Raw genomic sequence first — 19,356 nt, forward strand, 5'->3', positions numbered from 1 at the left:
CCTACGAACGGTCATGCGAACTGACAGTTTTGACAGTATCCGTGGCGGTGAGCCCGCTGCTTAAATGATTCCTGAGCTTCGCCATTACGGCGCAGGAATCAATGGCTCACTTAAAATGGAGAAACATCATGTCACAGCGTCATTCAAACATTGCCAGTAGAAGCAACACTCCACGTCATGGTCATGTCTTTTCACCGGCGTCCAGGGCGTGGTTTGAATGGGAGGCGGGCAGGCTGGATGAAGGGGCTCTGAATCAACGCGAGTCCGGGAAGTTTTTTCCGCATATCTTGGGGGGGCTGACAGATGCTTTCGCCAAAGACGACGACAAAAGTGTCGCGCCACCGCCTGACGGCAAAATTGCCAGTGCCGGTCAACTCACCGGCGCACAGCTGGATGCGCCAGGTAGCCACTGGACAAAACACGATGTACGAAGCGGCGAAACACTGGATATTTCATGGGATTACAGCGCCAGGCACAAAACCCGGCGCTGGAATTATTTCCTGACGAAAGAGGGGTGGGATCCTGACAAGGTCCTGTCGCGCGATCAGTTCGAAGCAGCGCCGTTTTACACGGTGCAGATCAATCTGCAACCGCATTGGTCTTATGGCGAAGAAATGATGCCCCCTAAACCGACCACGCATCCGGTTCCGCTGCCCACGCGTGAGGGTTACCACGTGATGCTGGCCGTTTGGGAGGTGGCCAACACTTCGATGGCGTTCTATCAGGTTGTGGACCTGAATTTTCTGCCCCACGACGGAGGAGGTGAACGTCCCGAGCCGCCGACCGGACTTACCGCTGAAAACGTCACCGACAAGCAGGTGTCGCTAAAATGGAACGCGGCAACGGGTCCACGCCCTATTGCCTCCTACCGTATTACGCGTAACGGGGCCCTGTTGGTGCAGGTTGATGCGCCGCTTCTCATTTGGTCCGATAACAGCGTGGAGCCAGATACCCAGTACAACTACGCCATCTGCGCCATCGATGATCGCGGCACTGCCTCGGCGCCAAGCCGGCCAGTTCAAGTGCATACGTTGCCAGAGGGCGGGGAAGGGCCTACCGCTCCGACGGACCTGCACAGCATGGGGTCGACAGAGCACAGCATCAGCCTGATGTGGGGTCGCTCCGTCGGTAACGCGCCGATTGTGGACTACTTGATTTTCCGGGACGAAAAGCAAATAAAATCGGTAAGCGCAAACCAAACAGCCTTTGAGGACACGGGCCTGACTCCAGATACGGAGTTCAGGTATACGGTGAAAGCGCGCGATGTGAATGACAGGCTGTCGTCAGCCAGTAATGTCTTGATCGTCAGCACTCAAGGCGCTGGTGGTGGTCATCCGGCATGGAAGCTCAATGCCTTGTATGAAACCAATGAACTCGTGAGTCATAACGGCGGTATCTGGCGTTGTTTGCAAAAACACACGTCGTACACGGCCGACTGGGCGCCGGGGCTGGAGTCAAGCGAGGTGCTTTGGGTCAAGCATCCTTGATCGCCTCAACGGAGCATTCATTCTCAGAGTGATTGCTCCGCACTTGGCTCCAGGGCAAATCTTACTTCGGATAAAGCGGCGGCAACCCACTGTCGCCCACCGGAGCCTGCACCCGATCGGCAATCGGGATCGCCTTGATCGCCCGCCACAGTTCCTCACCTTGCCAATACTGGCCGGTTTCGCTATAGAGCGCGCCGTTGAGCCCGTCGAGGGCATTGGACAGCGGTACGAAGCGAGCGGCCATTTCGGCGAGGGTTTCCGGTTGTTGTCGGGCCCAGGCGTCGAGGGCCTGGCGAGTGGCGTGGGGGGAGTTGGCCTGACAGGCACGCTTGAGCTCGTCGAGCACCGTACGCGGGCTCGGGCCGGTCTGCGCGGCACGCAGGATCGCCGGTTGCCAGCGGGCGCGCCACCAGAGACCGAAGCCCAGGAGGGTGGTGCAGGCGAGGATCAGGGAGCTGAGTTTCCAGCGCCAGAGGGTTGCGCTGTCGACGGCGGAAATGGCTGGCGAAGCGCCGGTCGGGGTATCGACCATCAGGCCAGGATTGTTCGCCACTTGCAGGGTCTGGGCCGGCAGGCTGCTGTGTTCCAGGTGATCCTCGAAGGTGTTCCACCAGGTCACTTCCACCGCAGGCAGCTCGATGGCGCCGCTACGGGTCGGCACAAGGGCTTCGCGGTCTTCGCGACTGCCGATCAGGCCCCGTTCGCTGTTCTGGTTGCCCAGCACCGGCTGATCCGGATAGCGCCGCAAGCCGTTGACATCGGTGAGGGGCAACGGCGGCAATTGCGAACTGGCCAGGCCCTCGGCCTTCACGGTCAGACGGCGGGTCAGCGAATCGCCCACCTGAGCGTGATCCGGTGGCGGGTTCCAGCTTTCGCTCAGGCTCAGGCTTCGAGCCGGCAGCCAGGGCACATCGGCCGGGTAAGCGCTCGGCTTGGCCTTGACCGTCAGCATGATCTCGGAGGAGCTGACGCGCATCAGTCTGCCGGATTTCGGGGCTTGGGAGGTGGCGTCCTGAGGCGGCCTGGCGTCCACCAGGGCGGCATTGAAGATCTGCGCCGGAATGATCAGTTCACCACTGTGTTGCGGGTAGATCGCGTAGCGCATTTCGATCACGCCGTGGCGCAGGCCATTGATGTCTTTCTCAAAGGTGCGCGACTCGCCCAGTTGCTCGATGCGTACATCGGCGATCTGCAAGGGCGGCAGGCTGCTGTCATCGTACAGCGACACCGAATGGTAGATACGCAGGGTCAGGATCGCCTGGGCCTGTACGTACACGCTGTGTTGGTCGAGGCTGGCGTCGATGAACACCGGGCCCCGTGGTTTGCTGCTGTCCTGGGTTTCGCTCTCGACTACTTGCAGGGTGATCGGCTGGCTCTGCGCCTCACCCAGTTGCAGCACCGGAATCTCCACGCTGCCGTTCTGCCGAGGCAGCAGGGTGATGATCCACCGGGTGGTCGCACGGTTGTCGCCGTCAAGGGTGGTGGACTGATTGACCTGACGGGTGCCGCGCACTTCGAACAGTGGCTCCAGCGGCGTCAGGTCAGGCTTGCCGAACTGCGTGACGTCGGTGGTTTCCAGGGTCAGTTCGACCGTCTCGCCGGAGTTCAGGCGACTGCGATCCACACTGGTGACCAACTCCACGGCCTGGGCCCTGATGGTGCAGAGCAACAGGGCGGGCAGCAAGGCGAGCATGGAGAGGGTGAAGCGGGTCATCGAGTTTTTCCCTGATCCTGATGTTGTTGCTGTTCGTACCAGAATTTGCGTCTGAGCAATTCACCCGGGTCATCCGGGATCTTGCGCAGCCATTGCTCCAACGCCTGGCGCTGCTCGCCATCGATGCTGGCAGTGGCCGGGCGCAAGGGCGGCCTGGTGTGTTGTTCATCCCCCAGCTCACTGCCCGGGACTTCGTTGGTGCCCGGTTTCGGCGGCGTTGCGGGCGGCTGCCCGGCATCTGTCGTGGCCTGTTGGGCGTCGGTTTGCGGCTCGCCGTTGCTCGACGGTTGAGTGACCGCGCCGGGCGGTGGTTCTTGCGGGTTGGCCTGGTTTTCGTCGCCCGGGTTTTGCTCCGGCTCTACCTGCGGCGGGGTGTTTTTCTGCTTGATCAACTGTTCCACCAGCGCCTTGTTGGTCAACGCCGGGCGTAAATCCGGCTGACGTTCGAGCGCCTGTTCGTAAGCATCCAGCGCCGCTTCCAGCTCACCGCTCCTGGCCAGGGCATTGCCACGATTGTAGTGGGCGTGGGCGTCGTTGCCTGCGGCGAACCGCTGAGCGGCGCCACCGTAGTCGCCGGCCTCATACAGCGCCACGCCCTGCCATTGCGGGTCGGCGAAATGCTGCGCAGCCTCGGCCGGGCGCTTCTGGTTGAGCAGGTGCATACCCTGCTGATCGGGCCGGCGCCACAGGTCTTCGAAGTCGAAGGCGTAGCCGGGTTGCGGCAGCAGCAACAGCAGCGGCAGGCAGAGCAGCCAGCCGCGGCGACCGGCGCAGGCTGCCAGCAGCAACAGCGGCAATAATAGCCAGTAGCCCTGATCGGCCCAGGAGTCGAGGCGCACAGTCTGGCCGTCATTGATCAGTGTGCGCGGGCCGTCGAACAGCCCTAGCGCACGCAGGTCGGCATCGTCCAGGCGCGCGTGGCGATAGCGTCCGTCCAGTGCATTGGCAAAGGCTTTCAGGCTGGGTTCGTCCAGATGCGGCACCAGAATCGCGCCCTGATCGTCCTTGAGGAAACTGCCGTCCTCCTGCGTGATCGGCGCCCCTTCGGCGGTGCCGATGCCGAGCATCAGGAACTGCGTCGATTTGCCATCCAGCGCCTGACGGATACCTTGACGTTCCTGTTCGGTCAGGGTCGAACCGATGAGCAGGATCCGACCCTCGCCAAGGGCGCCCTGATCCAGCAGGGCAAGGGCCTTGGCCACCGCCAGATCGGCGCGATGGCCGGCCTGGGGCATCAGCGACGGCTTGAGCGCATCCAGCAGGTTGCGGCTGGTGGACAGGTCATCCGACAGCGGCACCAAGGTGTGGGCGCTACCGGCGTAGACGACGATGGCCGTCTGGGCATCGCTGCGGTGTTGCAGCAAGTCGAACAGCTTGCGCCGCGCCTGTTCCAGGCGGTTCGGCGTCACGTCGGTGGCGAGCATTTCGGGGGTCAGTTCCAGGATCACCACCAGCGGATCGGCCGGCTTCTGACTGGCTTGCTCGACACGCTCCCAACCCGGTCCCAGCAACGCCAGAATGGTCAGCATCCACGCCACGCCCAGGGCGATCCATGGCAGTTTGCTGTCGCGACCGCTGCCACCACTGAGCAATGCCGCATGAAACGCCGGCGGCAGAATCATCTGCCAGCGCCCGGCACGTTTCTGTCGGTGCCAGAGTTGCCACAGCAGCCAGCCGAGTACCGGCAACAGCAGCAGCCACCAGGGGCGGAACCAAAAGGGCCAGAGCGCACTCATCGGCGCCTCCGCAGGCGTAGGCGCTTGAGCCGCCGGCGCCAGTCGGGCCGTTGCGATTGCAAGAACATCTCCTTGGTAAACAGGCGCTGCAAGGGGTTGTCCGGCCAGCGCTCGCGGACCACCAGCAGCATGCTCAGCAGTAACGCCATTGCCAGCGGCCAGTGATACAAGGCCTGGGCCGGACGCGCCTGGGTGGGTTGTTGCATCACCGGCTCGAGTGTGTCGAGAATGTCCTTGATCGCCTGCAACTCCTTGCCGTCGCGGGCCCGGAAGTACTGGCCGCCTGTGGCTTCGGCGATGGCTTTCAAGGACGGCTCGTCGAGGTCCAGGCTCGGGTTGATCCCGAGAAAGCCGAGGGTGCCACTGTCCTCCGGATCGGCACCGATGCCGATGGGGTAGATTTTCACCCCTTCGGTTGCCGCCAGCCGCGCCGCCGTCAGCGGGTTGATTTCGCCGCCATTATTGGCGCCGTCGGTGACCAGAATCAGCACGCGACTGTGCGCCGGGCGCATGCGCAGCCGCTTCAGGGCCAGGCCAATGGCATCGCCGATCGCGGTGTTCTTGCCGGCGATGCCGATTCGCGCTTCGTCGAGCCAGACCCGCACGGTGCGCCGGTCAAAGGTCAGCGGTGCTTGCAGGTAAGCCCGGCTGCCAAACAGGATCAGACCGACCCGGTCGCCTTCGCGACGTTCGAGGAAGTCGCCGAGCAAATGCTGGACCAATGTCAGACGGCTGACCTCGTCGTCCTGCCAGCGCATGTCGGGAAAGTCCATGGAGCCGGACACGTCCACCGCGACCAGCAGATCGCGGCCGCTGGCGGCAATCGGCAGCGGCTCGCCGAGCCATTGCGGGCGCGCCGCGGCGATCAACAACAACGACCACAAGAAAATGAACGGCGCTTGTTGGCGCCAGGCCGGCAGGTTGGCTCGGGCGCGGCGCCGGGTCAGGCCTTCGAGGTCACTGAGGAAGCTGACTTTGAGCGCCGGCTCGCCACTGTCCGCCACCGGCAGCACCACGCGCAACAGCCAGGGAAGCGGGAGCAGGGCGAACATCCACGGCCAGGCGAACTCAAACATGCTTGCGAATCCAGGTGTCGACCGCTTGAGTCAGGCCGGCGATGGCCTTGTCGTCGAGCTTGCATTCAGGTTTGTAGGCGCCTTCGACCAGCACCATCCAGCGGGTCAGTCCCGCGGCCGGGCAGCGGTTGTCGAGAAAGGCCAGCCATTTGCGCCCGTTGAGGGTGTGGCTCTGGCTGTACGGATAGTGGTTGCGGCACAGGCGCTTGAGCAAACCGTTGAGTTGCTGCAACCAGGCACCGGCCGGCGCGCCATCGTAGGGCTTGGGCATCAGTGCGAGCTCGGCCAGGGCCGCGACGCGTACCGGGTCCAGCGGTTGTTCGGCGCGCACGACGGGGCGCTTGTGGGGAAGAAATCGTCGTAATTGCCACATGCCGAAACCGAACACGGGCAGTAGTAGAAGCAATAACCACCAACCCGGCGCCGGTGGCCAGAATTCGATCGGTGGCGGCGAAATCAGCGGTTGCAGTTGTTCGAGGCTGCTCATCGGCGTTTTCCGGGACGTTCTGGGTTCAGGTACTCGCGCAGTTGTTCGACCATCTCGCTCTGCGTGCTTAACGGCATCAGCAGCACCCGCAGTTTCTGCGCCAGCAGTTCCCAGCGCGCGACGCGTGCCTCGGCCTGGGCGCGGTAAGTCTGGCGCAGGTCGAAATTGAGGGTGTCGAGTTCCAGTTGCGCCCCCCGTTGTGCGAAGCGCAACAGCCCGGCGGCGGGCAGGGCATGATCAAGCGGGTCGGACACCGGCAGCAGCAACAGGTCGCAATGGCGCGACAACAGGCTCAGCTGTTGTTCGGCGCCCTCGGTCAGGGCGCGTTCGTCGCAGATCACGATCACCAGACTGCCAGGACGCAGGACTTCCCGGGCACGGCGCAGGGCGATGTTGAAAGCGTCGCGGTCCGGCTCGCTTTCGGTGTGCAACGACTGATTGACCCGCACCAGGCGGTTGAGCAACTGCAACAGGCTCTGCTTGCTGCGCCGTGGCTTGATCTCGTAGTGCTCTTTGTCGCCGAACACCAGGCCGCCGACCCGGTCGTTATGGCCCAGCGCCGCCCAACCGATCAGGCTCGCGGCCTGGGCGGCGAGTACCGATTTGAACATCAGCCCTGAACCGAAAAACAGCCGACGGCTTTGCTCGACCATGATGAAAATCGGTCGCTCGCGTTCTTCGTGGAACAGTTTGGTGTGAGGTTCCTGAGTGCGGGCGGTGACGCGCCAATCGATGCTGCGCACGTCGTCGCCGGCCTGATAGACCCGCACCTGATCGAAATCCACGCCACGGCCACGCAGTTTCGAATGGTGCAGGCCGATCAGCGGGCTGCGCTGGCTCGGCGTGGAGAACAGTTGCACTTCACGCACTCGATGGCGCATCTCGATCAGCTCGGCTAGGCTGACACGGATGCCCGGTTCGGTCGGCAGGATGGCAGTCATCGGGGTCAAGCGACGGCTACGGCGTCGAGAATCCGCTGAACCACCCGGTCCTGGTCGATCCCGGCGGCTTCGGCTTCAAAAGACAGAATGATGCGGTGGCGCAACACATCGAACAGTACGGCCTGGATGTCTTCGGGGCTGACGAAGTCGCGACCGGCCAGCCAGGCGTGGGCCCGGGCGCAACGGTCCAAGGCAATCGAGCCGCGCGGGCTGGCGCCGTAGGCGATCCATTCGGCCATCTCCGGGTCGAACTTGGCCGGGGTGCGCGTGGCCATGACCAGTTGCACCAGGTATTCCTCCACGGCGTCGGCCATGTACAGGCCGAGAATCTCCTTGCGTGCGGCGAAGATCGCCTGCTGGCTGACCCGTCGCTCGGGCTTGGTTTCGCCGTGCAAGGCTTCGCCGCGGGCCTGTTGCAGGATGCGGCGTTCGACCGCAGCGTCCGGAAACCCGATTTTCACGTGCATCAGGAAACGGTCCAGCTGCGCTTCGGGCAGCGGGTAGGTGCCTTCCTGCTCGATCGGGTTTTGCGTGGCCATCACCAGGAACAACGGCGACAACTCATAGGTGCTGCGCCCGACACTGACCTGACGCTCGCCCATGGCTTCGAGCAGCGCCGACTGGACCTTGGCCGGGGCACGGTTGATTTCGTCCGCCAGCACCAGGTTGTGGAAGATCGGCCCTTGCTGGAACACGAAACTGCCGGTTTCCGGGCGATAGATTTCCGTGCCGGTGATGTCGGCCGGCAACAGGTCGGGGGTGAACTGGATGCGGTGGAACTGGGCTTCGATGCCTTCGGCGAGTTCTTTGATGGCCTTGGTCTTGGCCAGGCCCGGTGCGCCCTCGACCAGCATGTGGCCGTCGGCGAGCAGGGCGATGAGCAAGCGCTCGATAAGTTTTTCCTGGCCGAGAATCTGCGTTGAAAGAAAGGTTCGCAGCGCTAGCAGCGCTTCACGATGTTCCATCGATGACTGTTCCTGGAAAGGGTGACCGCAGACGTTCCGGTAACGCCAGGGCTGGGGGCGCTACTTTAAAGCATCGCGGGGGGTGACGACTAACGGCATTTTGCGCAAAGCGCGGGAAATGATGGGCGAAATCGTTGGAATCTTGCAGGGGACAAAGAGTAGTGGTGTTCTTTCGGGCCTCTTCGCGAGCAAGCCCGCTCCCACATTTGTCCGCGTTCTGCCAGGAAAACTGCGATCGAATGTGGGAGCGGGCTTGCTCGCGAAGGCGCCCGCACAGGCGCTGATATTCAAAGCTCGCTGATATAAGTCCCGGTCCCCCTGAGAATGTTCTGCAAGGTTTCTTCCACCTCCGCCAGATCCCCCGCATCCGTGCTGTGAGTGATCTCCAGCGAATCATCCCCATTCAGCGCATCCGCATCAGCTGCAGCAATTTCGATCAGCAGACGGGTAGGGCTCAGGGTGACTTTCACTCCCTCCAGGGTCGAAGGCTCCCCATCAAGGGTAATTTCCAGCTCGTCCTCGTCCGGGTAGCGGGTCATCAGGAACATATCGCCCTGTTCGCTGTGGCAGCACAGCATCGCCATGTTGTCTTCCTCGTCATCGCAGGGGTTGACGATCAAGAGGGGGGTGGTCATTTGCATGGGGGAATCCTGGCTCGGCGAGCATTGTGAACACAACAAAAGGCGATTCTGCCAGCCCTCGGGAATTTCTGCTCGGTTGAGTGTCTGAGCAAGTGTCGTGAACATTCGAGGGGTTGCTGGTCATTTCTGGTACGCAGGTGGGGTAAACCCAGGCATAAAGCGCCCAATTTCCCACTCGGCTGCTAGTGTTGTTCGAGGCACAGGGCACGCGCTACGTACAGATGACCGAATATGTCGCAGCACCGCAAGCACGGGCCTTGCCGCACTGGTTAAGCTGCGCAACGGATGAGCACCTGTAAAGGCATTGCGCTGCACGCAGCCCAGTCGCTTTTGCAGATGCCCATTCATGGAAGGTGAATGTGACCCGAGTGTCTCGTCCAGCTTCACCCACCTGTCATCCTGTTTCCTCTGCCCGAGAATCAGGAACAGGGTGACGGATCGCCCCGTAAGGGGTTTTGCACGCGACGCTTCCATCAATAACAAGCCCAAGCGGAGTACCACAGATGGCGTTCTTCACCGCAGCCAGCAAAGCCGACTTCCAGCACCAACTGCAAGCGGCACTGGCGCAGCACATCAGTGAACAGGCACTGCCACAAGTGGCGCTGTTCGCGGAACAATTTTTCGGCATCATTTCCCTGGACGAGCTGACCCAGCGTCGGTTGTCCGACCTCGCCGGCTGCACCCTTTCCGCGTGGCGCCTGCTTGAGCGCTTCGATCACGCGCATCCGCAAGTGCGCGTCTACAACCCCGATTACGAACGCCACGGCTGGCAGTCGACCCACACCGCGGTCGAAGTGCTGCACCACGACCTGCCGTTCCTGGTCGACTCGGTGCGTACCGAGCTGAACCGTCGCGGCTACAGCATCCATACCTTGCAAACCACCGTGCTGAGCGTGCGTCGCGGCAGCAAGGGAGAGTTGCTGGAAGTCCTGCCCAAGGGCACCCAGGGCGAAGGGATCCTTCAAGAATCCCTGATGTACCTGGAAATCGACCGCTGTGCCAACACCGCCGAACTGAATGTCCTGAGCAAAGAGCTGGAACAGGTTCTCGGTGAAGTCCGCGTCGCGGTGGCCGATTTCGAGCCGATGAAAGCCAAGGTCCAGGAAATACTCACCGGCCTCGACAACAGCCGGTTCGCGGTCGACCCTGAAGAAAAAGCCGAAATCAAAAGCTTCCTGGAATGGCTGATGGGCAACCACTTCACCTTCCTGGGTTATGAAGAATTCGTGGTCCGCGATGAAGCCGACGGTGGCCACATCGTCTACGACCAGGATTCCTTCCTCGGTCTGACCAAGCTGCTGCGCATCGGCCTGACCTACGATGACCTGCGCATCGAAGACTACGCCGTGAACTACCTGCGCGAACCGACCCTGCTGTCGTTCGCCAAGGCCGCGCACCCAAGCCGTGTGCACCGTCCGGCTTACCCGGACTATGTGTCGATCCGTGAAATCGATGCCGACGGCAAGGTCATCAAGGAATGCCGTTTCATGGGCCTGTACACCTCGGCGGTGTATGGCGAGAGCGTGCGGGCCATCCCTTACATCCGCCGCAAGGTCGAGGAAATCGAACGCCGCTCCGGCTTCCAGGCCAAGGCTCACCTGGGCAAGGAACTGGCGCAGGTGGTCGAAGTATTGCCGCGCGACGATCTGTTCCAGACCCCGGTCGACGAGCTGTTCAGCACCGTGATGTCGATCGTGCAGATCCAGGAACGCAACAAGATCCGCGTATTCCTGCGCAAAGACCCGTACGGCCGCTTCTGCTACTGCCTGGCCTACGTGCCGCGTGACATCTATTCCACCGAAGTGCGACAGAAGATCCAGCAAGTGCTGATGGATCGCCTGAAAGCCTCGGATTGCGAGTTCTGGACCTTCTTCTCCGAATCGGTGCTGGCCCGTGTGCAGCTGATCCTGCGCGTCGATCCGAAGAATCGTCTGGACATCGATCCGCTGCAACTGGAAAACGAAGTGATCCAAGCCTGCCGCAGCTGGCAGGACGACTACGCCAGCCTGACGGTTGAAAGTTTCGGTGAGGCCAGTGGCACCAACGTGCTGGCCGACTTCCCGAAAGGCTTCCCGGCCGGTTACCGCGAACGTTTCGCCGCCCACTCGGCGGTGGTCGACATGCAACACCTGCTGAGCCTGAGCGAAAAAAATCCGCTGGTGATGAGCTTCTACCAGCCGCTGGCCCAGGTCTCCGGTCAGCGCATGCTGCACTGCAAGCTGTATCACGCCGATACGCCACTGGCGCTGTCGGACGTGTTGCCGATCCTGGAAAACCTCGGCCTGCGCGTGCTGGGCGAGTTCCCGTACCGTCTGCGCCACAACAGCGGCCGCGAGTTCTGGATCCATGACTTCGCGTTCACCGCCGCCGAAGGCCTGGAACTCGACATCCAGCAGCTCAACGACACCCTGCAGGACGCCTTCGTGCACATCGTGCGCGGCGATGCCGAGAACGATGCCTTCAACCGCCTGGTGCTGACCGCCGGTCTGCCATGGCGCGACGTGGCGCTGCTGCGTGCCTACGCCCGCTACATGAAGCAGATCCGCCTGGGCTTCGACCTGGGCTATATCGCCAGCACCCTGACCAACCACACCGACATCGCTCGCGAGTTGACCCGGCTGTTCAAGACCCGTTTCTACCTGGCGCGCAAGCTCGCCAGCGACGACCTGGAAGACAAGCAGCAACGCCTGGAACACGCGATCCTGACCGCTCTGGACGACGTCCAGGTGCTGAACGAAGACCGCATCCTGCGGCGCTACCTGGACCTGATCAAGGCCACCCTGCGGACCAACTTCTACCAGACCGATGCCCGGGGCCAGAACAAGTCGTATTTCAGCTTCAAGTTCAACCCGCACCAGATTCCGGAACTACCCAAGCCAGTACCGAAGTTCGAAATTTTCGTTTACTCGCCACGGGTCGAAGGCGTGCACCTGCGCTTCGGCAATGTCGCGCGCGGCGGCCTGCGCTGGTCCGACCGTGAAGAAGACTTCCGTACCGAAGTCCTCGGCCTGGTAAAAGCCCAGCAAGTGAAGAACTCGGTCATCGTGCCGGTGGGGGCGAAGGGCGGCTTCCTGCCGCGGCGCCTGCCATTGGGCGGCAGCCGTGACGAGATCGCGGCCGAGGGCATCGCCTGCTACCGCATCTTCATTTCGGGCCTGTTGGACATCACCGACAACCTGAAGGACGGCGCCCTGGTGCCGCCGGCCAACGTCGTGCGTCATGACGACGATGACCCGTACCTGGTCGTGGCAGCGGACAAGGGTACTGCGACCTTCTCCGACATCGCCAACGGCATTGCCATCGATTACGGCTTCTGGCTCGGCGATGCTTTCGCATCGGGCGGCTCGGCCGGCTACGACCACAAGAAAATGGGCATCACCGCCAAGGGCGCGTGGGTCGGCGTACAACGCCACTTCCGTGAACGCGGGATCAATGTCCAGGAAGACAGCATCACCGTGGTGGGCGTCGGCGACATGGCCGGTGACGTGTTCGGTAACGGCTTGTTGATGTCCGACAAGCTGCAACTGGTCGCCGCGTTCAACCACCTGCACATCTTCATCGACCCGAACCCGGAGCCTGCCAACAGCTTCGCCGAGCGTCAGCGCCTGTTCGACCTGCCGCGTTCGGCCTGGTCGGACTATGACACCAGCATCATGTCCGAAGGCGGCGGGATCTTCTCCCGCAGCGCGAAAAGCATTGCGATTTCCCCGCAGATGAAAGAACGCTTCGACATCCAGGCCGACAAGCTGACCCCGACCGAACTGCTCAATGCCTTGCTCAAGGCCCCGGTAGACCTGTTGTGGAACGGCGGCATCGGTACCTACGTCAAGTCCAGCAGCGAAACCCACGCCGATGTCGGCGACAAGGCCAACGATGCACTGCGCGTGAACGGCAACGAACTGCGCTGCAAAGTGGTGGGCGAGGGCGGTAACCTCGGCATGACCCAACTGGGTCGCGTCGAATTCGGTCTCAATGGCGGCGGTTCCAACACCGACTTCATCGACAACGCCGGTGGCGTGGACTGCTCCGACCACGAAGTCAACATCAAGATCCTGCTCAACGAAGTCGTGCACGCCGGTGACATGACCGAGAAGCAACGTAACCTGTTGCTTGGCAGCATGACCGACGAAGTCGGCAACCTGGTGCTCGGCAACAACTACAAGCAGACCCAGGCCCTGTCCCTGGCGGCCCGCCGTGCCTACGTGCGGATTGCCGAATACAAGCGTCTGATGAACGATCTGGAAAGCCGCGGCAAGCTGGATCGCGCCATCGAGTTCCTGCCGGCTGAAGAGGCGATCAACGAGCGTATCGCCGAAGGCCACGGCCTGACCCGTGCCGAGCTGTCGGTGCTGATCTCCTACAGCAAGATCGACCTCAAGGAAGCGCTGCTCAACTCCCAGGTGCCGGACGACGACTACCTGACCCGCGACATGGAAACCGCTTTCCCGCCAAGCCTGGTGAGCAAGTTCTCCGCCGCCATGCGCCGTCACCGTCTGAAGCGCGAAATCGTCAGCACCCAGATCGCCAACGATCTGGTGAACCACATGGGCATCACCTTCGTGCAGCGACTCAAGGAGTCGACCGGCATGAGCCCGGCGAATGTGGCCGGTGCCTACGTGATCGTGCGTGACATTTTCCATCTCCCGCACTGGTTCCGTCAGATTGAAGCCCTGGATTACCAGGTTTCCGCTGACGTGCAACTGGAGCTGATGGATGAGCTGATGCGTCTGGGCCGCCGCGCTACGCGCTGGTTCCTGCGCAGCCGTCGCAACGAGCAGAACGCTGCCCGTGACGTCGCGCACTTCGGTCCGCATCTGGCGGCGCTGGGCCTCAAGCTCGACGAACTGCTGGAAGGCCCGACCCGGGTCGGCTGGCAGACTCGTTACCAGGCTTACGTCGCCGCTGGCGTACCTGAGTTGCTGGCGCGCATGGTTGCAGGCACCACTCACCTGTACACCTTGCTGCCGATCATCGAAGCCTCCGACGTGACCGGCCAGAACCCGGTGGACGTGGCCAAGGCTTACTTTGCCGTGGGCAGTGCGCTGGACATTACCTGGTACCTGCAACAGATCAGTGCCCTGCCGGTTGAAAACAACTGGCAGGCCCTGGCCCGTGAAGCGTTCCGTGATGACGTCGACTGGCAACAACGTGCGATCACCATCTCGGTCCTGCAACAGGGCGACGGCTCCCAGGATGTGGAAACACGCCTGGAGCTGTGGATGGAGCAGCACGAGGGCATGATCGAGCGCTGGCGTGCCATGCTGGTGGAGTTGCGTGCCGCCAGCGGCACGGACTACGCCATGTACGCGGTGGCCAACCGCGAACTACTGGACCTGGCGTTGAGCGGGCAAGCGGTGATTCCTGCCGCAGCCCCTGCCAGCGCCGTGCTGGAGCCGGCTGCCTGATCAGGCGTTGAATGAAAAAGCCCCGTCTCGAAAGAGGCGGGGCTTTTTTTTTCTGAAAGTTTTGTGCTGTCGGGTCGGGCCTCATCGCGGGCAAGCCCGGCTCCCACAGGGGTGATGTTGGATACATAACATGCACACGACACAAAACCTGTGGGAGCCGGGCTTGCCCGCGATGAGGTCATTTGCCTCAATACAACTTCCGGCCCGTTTCATTATCGATCATCGACACTTTATCTGTCGGTCTGGTCAATAAATTACTGAGCGACCGGTCAAACTTCTGCAGCGCCCGAACTTGCACATTCTGTTGTTCGTTAATGTCTGCAACTATCTCTTCACTGCGTTTATAGTCTGCCCATAGCGGACTCAGCGCCTTGGCCTCATACCCTTGTGCAGTGCCGACGTAATTGAAGTTCGAGTCATAAAACATTGCACGAACATCCGCCTCGATGTCGGAACTGCGCGATGTCATCAATTGACTACGGGTATCGACAACGGCGACGACATCCGGTTTCGCCGCCCTGAGGCTTTGCATGTCCGGATACACCGTGACCGTACCGAACTGGCGTTGCAAGGACGCCTTGACCCAGTCCACCGCCAGGTCGGGTTTTGAGGTGGCTACATAGGCATCGTGGATCGATTGCACCAGCAGGCTCTGGCCAAAACCGGTGCCGGCGTTGGTCTGGTAGTCCTGAAGGTAGGCGCGATTGGCCTGGGTGGTGCGGCTGTAGACGATGCCCAGGGAAACGTCGCTACCGTTGGCGACACGCGTGGCGCTGCTGCGACCGACCGGCTCGGTAAAGAGGCCGTCCAGGGTCGAAACAGCGGTGGGTGCCGTGGGTATTGAACAGCCGGCCAGGAGAGCCGTCATGGTCAAGGTACTGACAAGCGCAAGTTTCATGGTGTTTCTCCAGTGAAACAACGTGAATTGGACGTTTTAGTGGCCGGAGCGGGGCGGCGGTGATTCCAGACTAAACCTGTCCCTGCTGAATGAAATAGCCAATAACGGCACTTGTAAGGTAACCCATAGTTTTGTTTGGTTTAAAAGTGGGCGGTTAAGTGCTGCGGGAAATAAACAGGCCGCAAATCACCATTCGTGCCTGTTTATTTATAGTTGCCGTGACAGCTATCAGTTTTCCAATGGGGTCAATACTTTTTCGTCCGGCGACAACACCATGAACACTAACAACTTGGCAGGCTCGGAAGTGCTGGCATTTTTCGAAACCAGATGTTCCGATCCCGCAGCCTCGTACCAGTACTCGCCGGCCTTGTACGTGAGCGCTTTTTCACCCTTCACTTGAGAAATGATCGTCCCCGAAAGAACGTAGGCCATGGCCGTGCCCTCGTGCTTGTGGGCGATGGACGCCTGGCCGGGTTTGTAGTCGACTTCGATCATCAAGGCTTTTTTACCTGGCACATTTTTCAGCATCTGGTCCTGCAACACCGTCACTTTTTCCGACGGGGCTGTGGCTTCATGGGCGAATGCCGAGGCTGATACGGTCAGCGCCAGGGCGGCGAGGGAAGCAGCACAGAAACGCAAAGCTTTCATGGTTATCACCTGCGGTGGTTAGTCGTCAGGCACCACAGTAATGCGCCGATCGGGGCAATCAAACAGCCAATTTTCGGGAAGGTAAGGGGACCAATCGATATCGTTGAAATCAAAAGATCGCAGCCTTCGGCAGCTCCTGCGGGGGTACCCATTGCCCTGCAGGAGTGGCCGCAGACTGCGATCTAACTGGCTAAACGATAGGGAAGCTATTGAAGTCGACAGCGTTGGCCAGTCGGCTATCGATCAGGCCGATGAAGCCTTGTACTTCAGGGCAGTTGAAATGCATCTGCATGGCGGCTTCCGATTGCCAGTGGGCGCTGACCGTCCAGCGGCTATCGTCCTCGGGGCAGCGGTCGACCATATAGGAGTCGCAGCCCGGTTGTTCGCGCAGGGTTTCGACAATCTTTTGCAATTGCCTGCCCAGTTCTTCCGAGCGGCCGGCCGCAGCCTGCACCTTGACGGTATTGATCACTTCGCTGGACATTGCTCACACTCCTGAATCAGGCCGGACGAATCCTGCTCACTGAAGAGAACACCCATTCAGGATAGGCCTGGCCCCTCGGACCACCAATAGCCAATCGCCGGATAAAAACCCAGACCAATCCGTCAGGCAACCTGCTGCAGAATGTCCCGAAAACGGTCCAGGGCGATGTCGATGTCCAGGGTCTCGATGGCCCCAAAACCCAGGAAAAACCCGGCCCGTGGCGCTTGCTGGTAGAAAAAGCTGTCGATGGCGTAAAGGCCGACTTCGACCTGTTTGGCGAGTGTGATCACTAAAGGAATATCGATAGGCACTTTGCACATAACCACCATGTGAAAGCCGGCCGTGGTCGGCACGGCCTCAAGCCAGGGTGCAAGGTCGCAGGCCACACGCGCGAGTATTCGTTCACGGCGCCCGGCATAGATCGCATGGCAGCGTCGAATGTGCTTGAGCAGGCAGCCTTCGGCAATGAACTTGGCCAGCGCCCATTGGGGCAGGGTGGAGGTGTGCAGGTCGGTGAGTTGCTTGGCACGGATCACGGCTTCAAGAATGGCCGGCGGCAGAATCGCATAACCCAATCGCAACTCCGGCAGCAGGGTTTTGGAAAAGGTCCCGACATAAGCGACGATCCCGCGCTCATCCATGCTTTGCAAGGAGTCGGTGGGACGGCCTTCGTAGCGAAACTCGCTGTCGTAATCGTCTTCGATGATGATCGCGCCCAGGGCGTAGGCCCGTTCCAGCAGCGCCACCCGACGGTCCTGGCTCATGGGCATGCCCAGGGGGAACTGGTGGGACGGGGTGACGTAAATCAGCCGGGTGCCATCGGGAATCTTGTCGACCTGTATGCCTTCGGCATCCACCGGCACCCCGATCACGGTCGCACCGTGGCTGCCGAACAGCAAACGCGCCGGCGGGTACCCGGGGTCCTCCATGGCCACCAGGCTGCCCGGGCTCGTCAGCACCCGGGAAATCAGGTCCAGCGCCTGTTGCGCACCGTTGCACACCACCACGTCCTCATCCTGGCAGTTGACCCCGCGTGAAAACGCAATGTGCCGCGCAATCGCAGTGCGCAGCGCCGGCAGGCCCTCGGGCAAGCTGTAAAAGCCCTTGGAGCCGGCGATCTGGCGCAAGGCGTGGGAGGTGCAGCGCCGCCAGTCGTCCTGGGGGAACTGGCCCTTGCTGGTGGCGCCACCGATGAAGTCGTAGCGCAACGAGCCTTCCAGGGGCGGATGGCGCAGAAACACCGGCAGGTTGCGCCAGGTCTCGATGACATCATAACCGGCCAGTTCCGAATGGCTCTGTTTACGGGTAGTTTTCGCCGCCCGGGCGTTGACGTAGGTGCCTTTGCCGATCACCCCGGTGAGGAAGTTTTCGTAGGTCAACTGGGTGTAGGTGTCGGAAATGGTCTTGCGCGAAATGCCCAGCTGTTGCGCCAGCAAACGACTGGGCGGAAGCTGCGTCCCGGCTGCCAGGCGGCCGGATTCGATGGCGCTGCGCAGTTGTCTGTATAACTGGCCTGCCAGGTCCTTGCGGCCGTCGATGACAACATGAAGTTCCATACCGGCGAGGCTCCTGCAGCGGTTGAGGCGCGTGTGCGTCGCGCCAGATTACCCGCATGAGCGGCTGCGCAGAAGTTGCGTGGGCGAAAAACCTCTGATTGCCATGGAGGGCAGCGCAAGCGAAACGGTTGTCACACCAGATTCATGAAAGATGCTCAGGATGTGAGGCTTCGGAACCGGATCGACAAGGAGTCATCGATGCCCTTTATGGAAACCTCAGGCCGTCAAGGCGTCGCCCGGTATCGCGCGCCTGCAGCGAATACCGCGTCCTGGCGCACGCTGGCGGCGGGGCTCGATCCAGAGCTCGCGCAGTCGTTCCGGGTGATTGCCCGGTGCGGCTGTTTCATGCAGGCGGCCCGTAGCCTCAATATCAAGGCGACCCGGCTGCGCAAACAATTGGCGCAGCTTGAAACGCAACTGCAGTGTTCGTTGTTAAGCCATAGCGATAATGGTCTTGCCCTCAGCCGTGACGGTTTGCAGCTGCAGGCGCAGTTGATCGCGTTGGCCCATGAACGGGAATTGCCGGTGATCGAACAGCCGTTGATACGCCTGGCCGTCAGCGAAACCATCCTGCACGACATACTCGGCCGCGACCTGGTCTCGCTGTTGCGACGCAACGCCAGCGTGCGCCTGGATATCATCTCCCTGGACAGCGAACTGTCCCTGCAAGCCATCAGTGCCGATGTGGTGGTATGGCTGGCCGGCACCGATTCGCCGCTGCCAGGTCCGAGTTTTGCCACCAGCGAACCCCGGAAACTGGCACGGCTCGATTACCTGCCGCACATTGCCAAGCGCTATTCGCGGGTTGCGGCGCGCCCGGACAGCCTGGATGACCTGGCCGATTTCATGCTGGTGCAATGGCAGCATGACCGTCAGATCGAGCATTTCGGACCATGGAACAGCGTAGTGGATCAGCGTCTGGCGGGGGTGGTGCAGTTGCATTCCTATGAGCTGATGCTGGAGATGATCCGTTGCAGCGCGTGCATTGGGCTGCTGCCGCACTACATGAGCCGGTTCGACCGGGGGGTGGTGGCGTTGCCGGGATTGTTCGGGCAACCGATGCAGCGCCAGGTGTGGATGGCGGTCAATGCCGGTTCCAGGGAGGAGGCCGGGGTGCAGATGATCGTCGATCTGATCCACAACACCTTCGAAGAGCGGCGGGAGTGGTTCGAAAGCTGAACGAGGTCCAAGTGTGGGAGATTCTATGGTTGAGGGGAAGCCTCAACCTGCTTTCGGTTGGTATTCGCTCTGCCCTTTCAGTAGGGCGAATACGATTCGAGCGAGTTTGCGAGCCAGTATCACCAGTGCTTGCGTGGTA

The 19,356-nt window shown here is 61.4% G+C and carries 14 protein-coding genes; 3 read left to right on the forward strand and 11 right to left on the reverse strand.

Annotation, left to right across the window (positions count from 1 at the left end):
- Nucleotides 1-128 precede the first annotated feature (128 nt).
- Nucleotides 129-1,487: a lytic polysaccharide monooxygenase gene (locus F8N80_RS27280; RefSeq protein WP_224790770.1), complete on the forward strand. Its 1,359-nt coding sequence runs from the start codon at nt 129-131 to the stop codon at nt 1,485-1,487.
- A gap of 61 nt (nt 1,488-1,548) precedes the next feature.
- Here F8N80_RS27280 and F8N80_RS27285 read toward each other — a convergent pair whose 3' ends face one another.
- The 7 genes from F8N80_RS27285 to F8N80_RS27315 all read right to left on the reverse strand — a co-directional run bounded on the left by F8N80_RS27285 (nt 1,549) and on the right by F8N80_RS27315 (nt 9,047).
- Nucleotides 1,549-3,201: a BatD family protein gene (locus F8N80_RS27285; RefSeq protein WP_150747079.1), complete on the reverse strand. Its 1,653-nt coding sequence runs from the start codon at nt 3,199-3,201 to the stop codon at nt 1,549-1,551.
- Nucleotides 3,198-4,937 (reverse strand): tetratricopeptide repeat protein, encoded by a 1,740-nt coding sequence (locus F8N80_RS27290; RefSeq protein WP_150747080.1) that lies wholly within the window; start codon nt 4,935-4,937, stop codon nt 3,198-3,200. Before F8N80_RS27290 ends, F8N80_RS27285 begins: the two co-directional genes overlap by 4 nt.
- A complete protein-coding gene (locus F8N80_RS27295) occupies nt 4,934-6,013 on the reverse strand; it encodes a vWA domain-containing protein (RefSeq protein WP_150747081.1) in 1,080 nt (359 codons plus the stop codon). The genes F8N80_RS27290 and F8N80_RS27295 overlap by 4 nt, the downstream gene beginning before the upstream one ends.
- On the reverse strand, nt 6,006-6,500 hold the full coding sequence (locus F8N80_RS27300; RefSeq protein WP_150747082.1) for a DUF4381 domain-containing protein: 495 nt from the start codon (nt 6,498-6,500) through the stop codon (nt 6,006-6,008). The genes F8N80_RS27295 and F8N80_RS27300 overlap by 8 nt, the downstream gene beginning before the upstream one ends.
- On the reverse strand, nt 6,497-7,441 hold the full coding sequence (locus tag F8N80_RS27305; RefSeq protein WP_150747083.1) for a DUF58 domain-containing protein: 945 nt from the start codon (nt 7,439-7,441) through the stop codon (nt 6,497-6,499). Before F8N80_RS27305 ends, F8N80_RS27300 begins: the two co-directional genes overlap by 4 nt.
- A gap of 5 nt (nt 7,442-7,446) precedes the next feature.
- Nucleotides 7,447-8,406, reverse strand: a complete 960-nt coding sequence (locus tag F8N80_RS27310; RefSeq protein WP_150747084.1) for an AAA family ATPase — start codon at nt 8,404-8,406, stop codon at nt 7,447-7,449.
- 287 nt (nt 8,407-8,693) lie between these two features.
- Nucleotides 8,694-9,047 (reverse strand): hypothetical protein, encoded by a 354-nt coding sequence (locus tag F8N80_RS27315; protein ID WP_150747085.1) that lies wholly within the window; start codon nt 9,045-9,047, stop codon nt 8,694-8,696.
- A 503-nt stretch (nt 9,048-9,550) separates the two neighbouring features.
- Here F8N80_RS27315 and F8N80_RS27320 point away from each other — a divergent pair.
- A complete protein-coding gene (locus F8N80_RS27320) occupies nt 9,551-14,452 on the forward strand; it encodes an NAD-glutamate dehydrogenase (RefSeq protein ID WP_150785107.1) in 4,902 nt (1,633 codons plus the stop codon).
- 187 nt (nt 14,453-14,639) lie between these two features.
- Here F8N80_RS27320 and F8N80_RS27325 read toward each other — a convergent pair whose 3' ends face one another.
- From F8N80_RS27325 to pdxR, 4 genes are all read right to left on the reverse strand, one after another.
- The gene (locus F8N80_RS27325; RefSeq protein WP_150785108.1) at nt 14,640-15,350 is read right to left on the reverse strand and encodes an ATPase; all 711 of its coding nucleotides are present in this window, start codon (nt 15,348-15,350) and stop codon (nt 14,640-14,642) included.
- Between the two features lie 228 nt (nt 15,351-15,578).
- Nucleotides 15,579-15,998, reverse strand: coding sequence for a cupin domain-containing protein (locus F8N80_RS27330; RefSeq protein ID WP_150747088.1), 420 nt, complete (start codon nt 15,996-15,998; stop codon nt 15,579-15,581).
- Nucleotides 15,999-16,188: 190 nt separating this feature from the next.
- Nucleotides 16,189-16,482 carry an antibiotic biosynthesis monooxygenase family protein gene (locus F8N80_RS27335; RefSeq protein ID WP_150747089.1) on the reverse strand — a complete coding sequence of 98 codons (294 nt, stop codon included), beginning with the start codon at nt 16,480-16,482 and terminating at the stop codon, nt 16,189-16,191.
- A gap of 122 nt (nt 16,483-16,604) precedes the next feature.
- A complete protein-coding gene (gene pdxR, locus F8N80_RS27340) occupies nt 16,605-18,038 on the reverse strand; it encodes a MocR-like pyridoxine biosynthesis transcription factor PdxR (protein ID WP_150747090.1) in 1,434 nt (477 codons plus the stop codon).
- 198 nt (nt 18,039-18,236) lie between these two features.
- Here pdxR and F8N80_RS27345 point away from each other — a divergent pair, with 198 nt between their 5' ends.
- The gene (locus F8N80_RS27345) at nt 18,237-19,217 is read left to right on the forward strand and encodes a LysR family transcriptional regulator (RefSeq protein ID WP_150747091.1); all 981 of its coding nucleotides are present in this window, start codon (nt 18,237-18,239) and stop codon (nt 19,215-19,217) included.
- Nucleotides 19,218-19,356: the final 139 nt, after the last annotated feature.

Source organism: Pseudomonas fluorescens (genome assembly GCF_902497995.1).
In the GTDB taxonomy this organism is placed as follows: Bacteria; Pseudomonadota; Gammaproteobacteria; order Pseudomonadales; family Pseudomonadaceae; genus Aquipseudomonas; species Aquipseudomonas fluorescens_BK.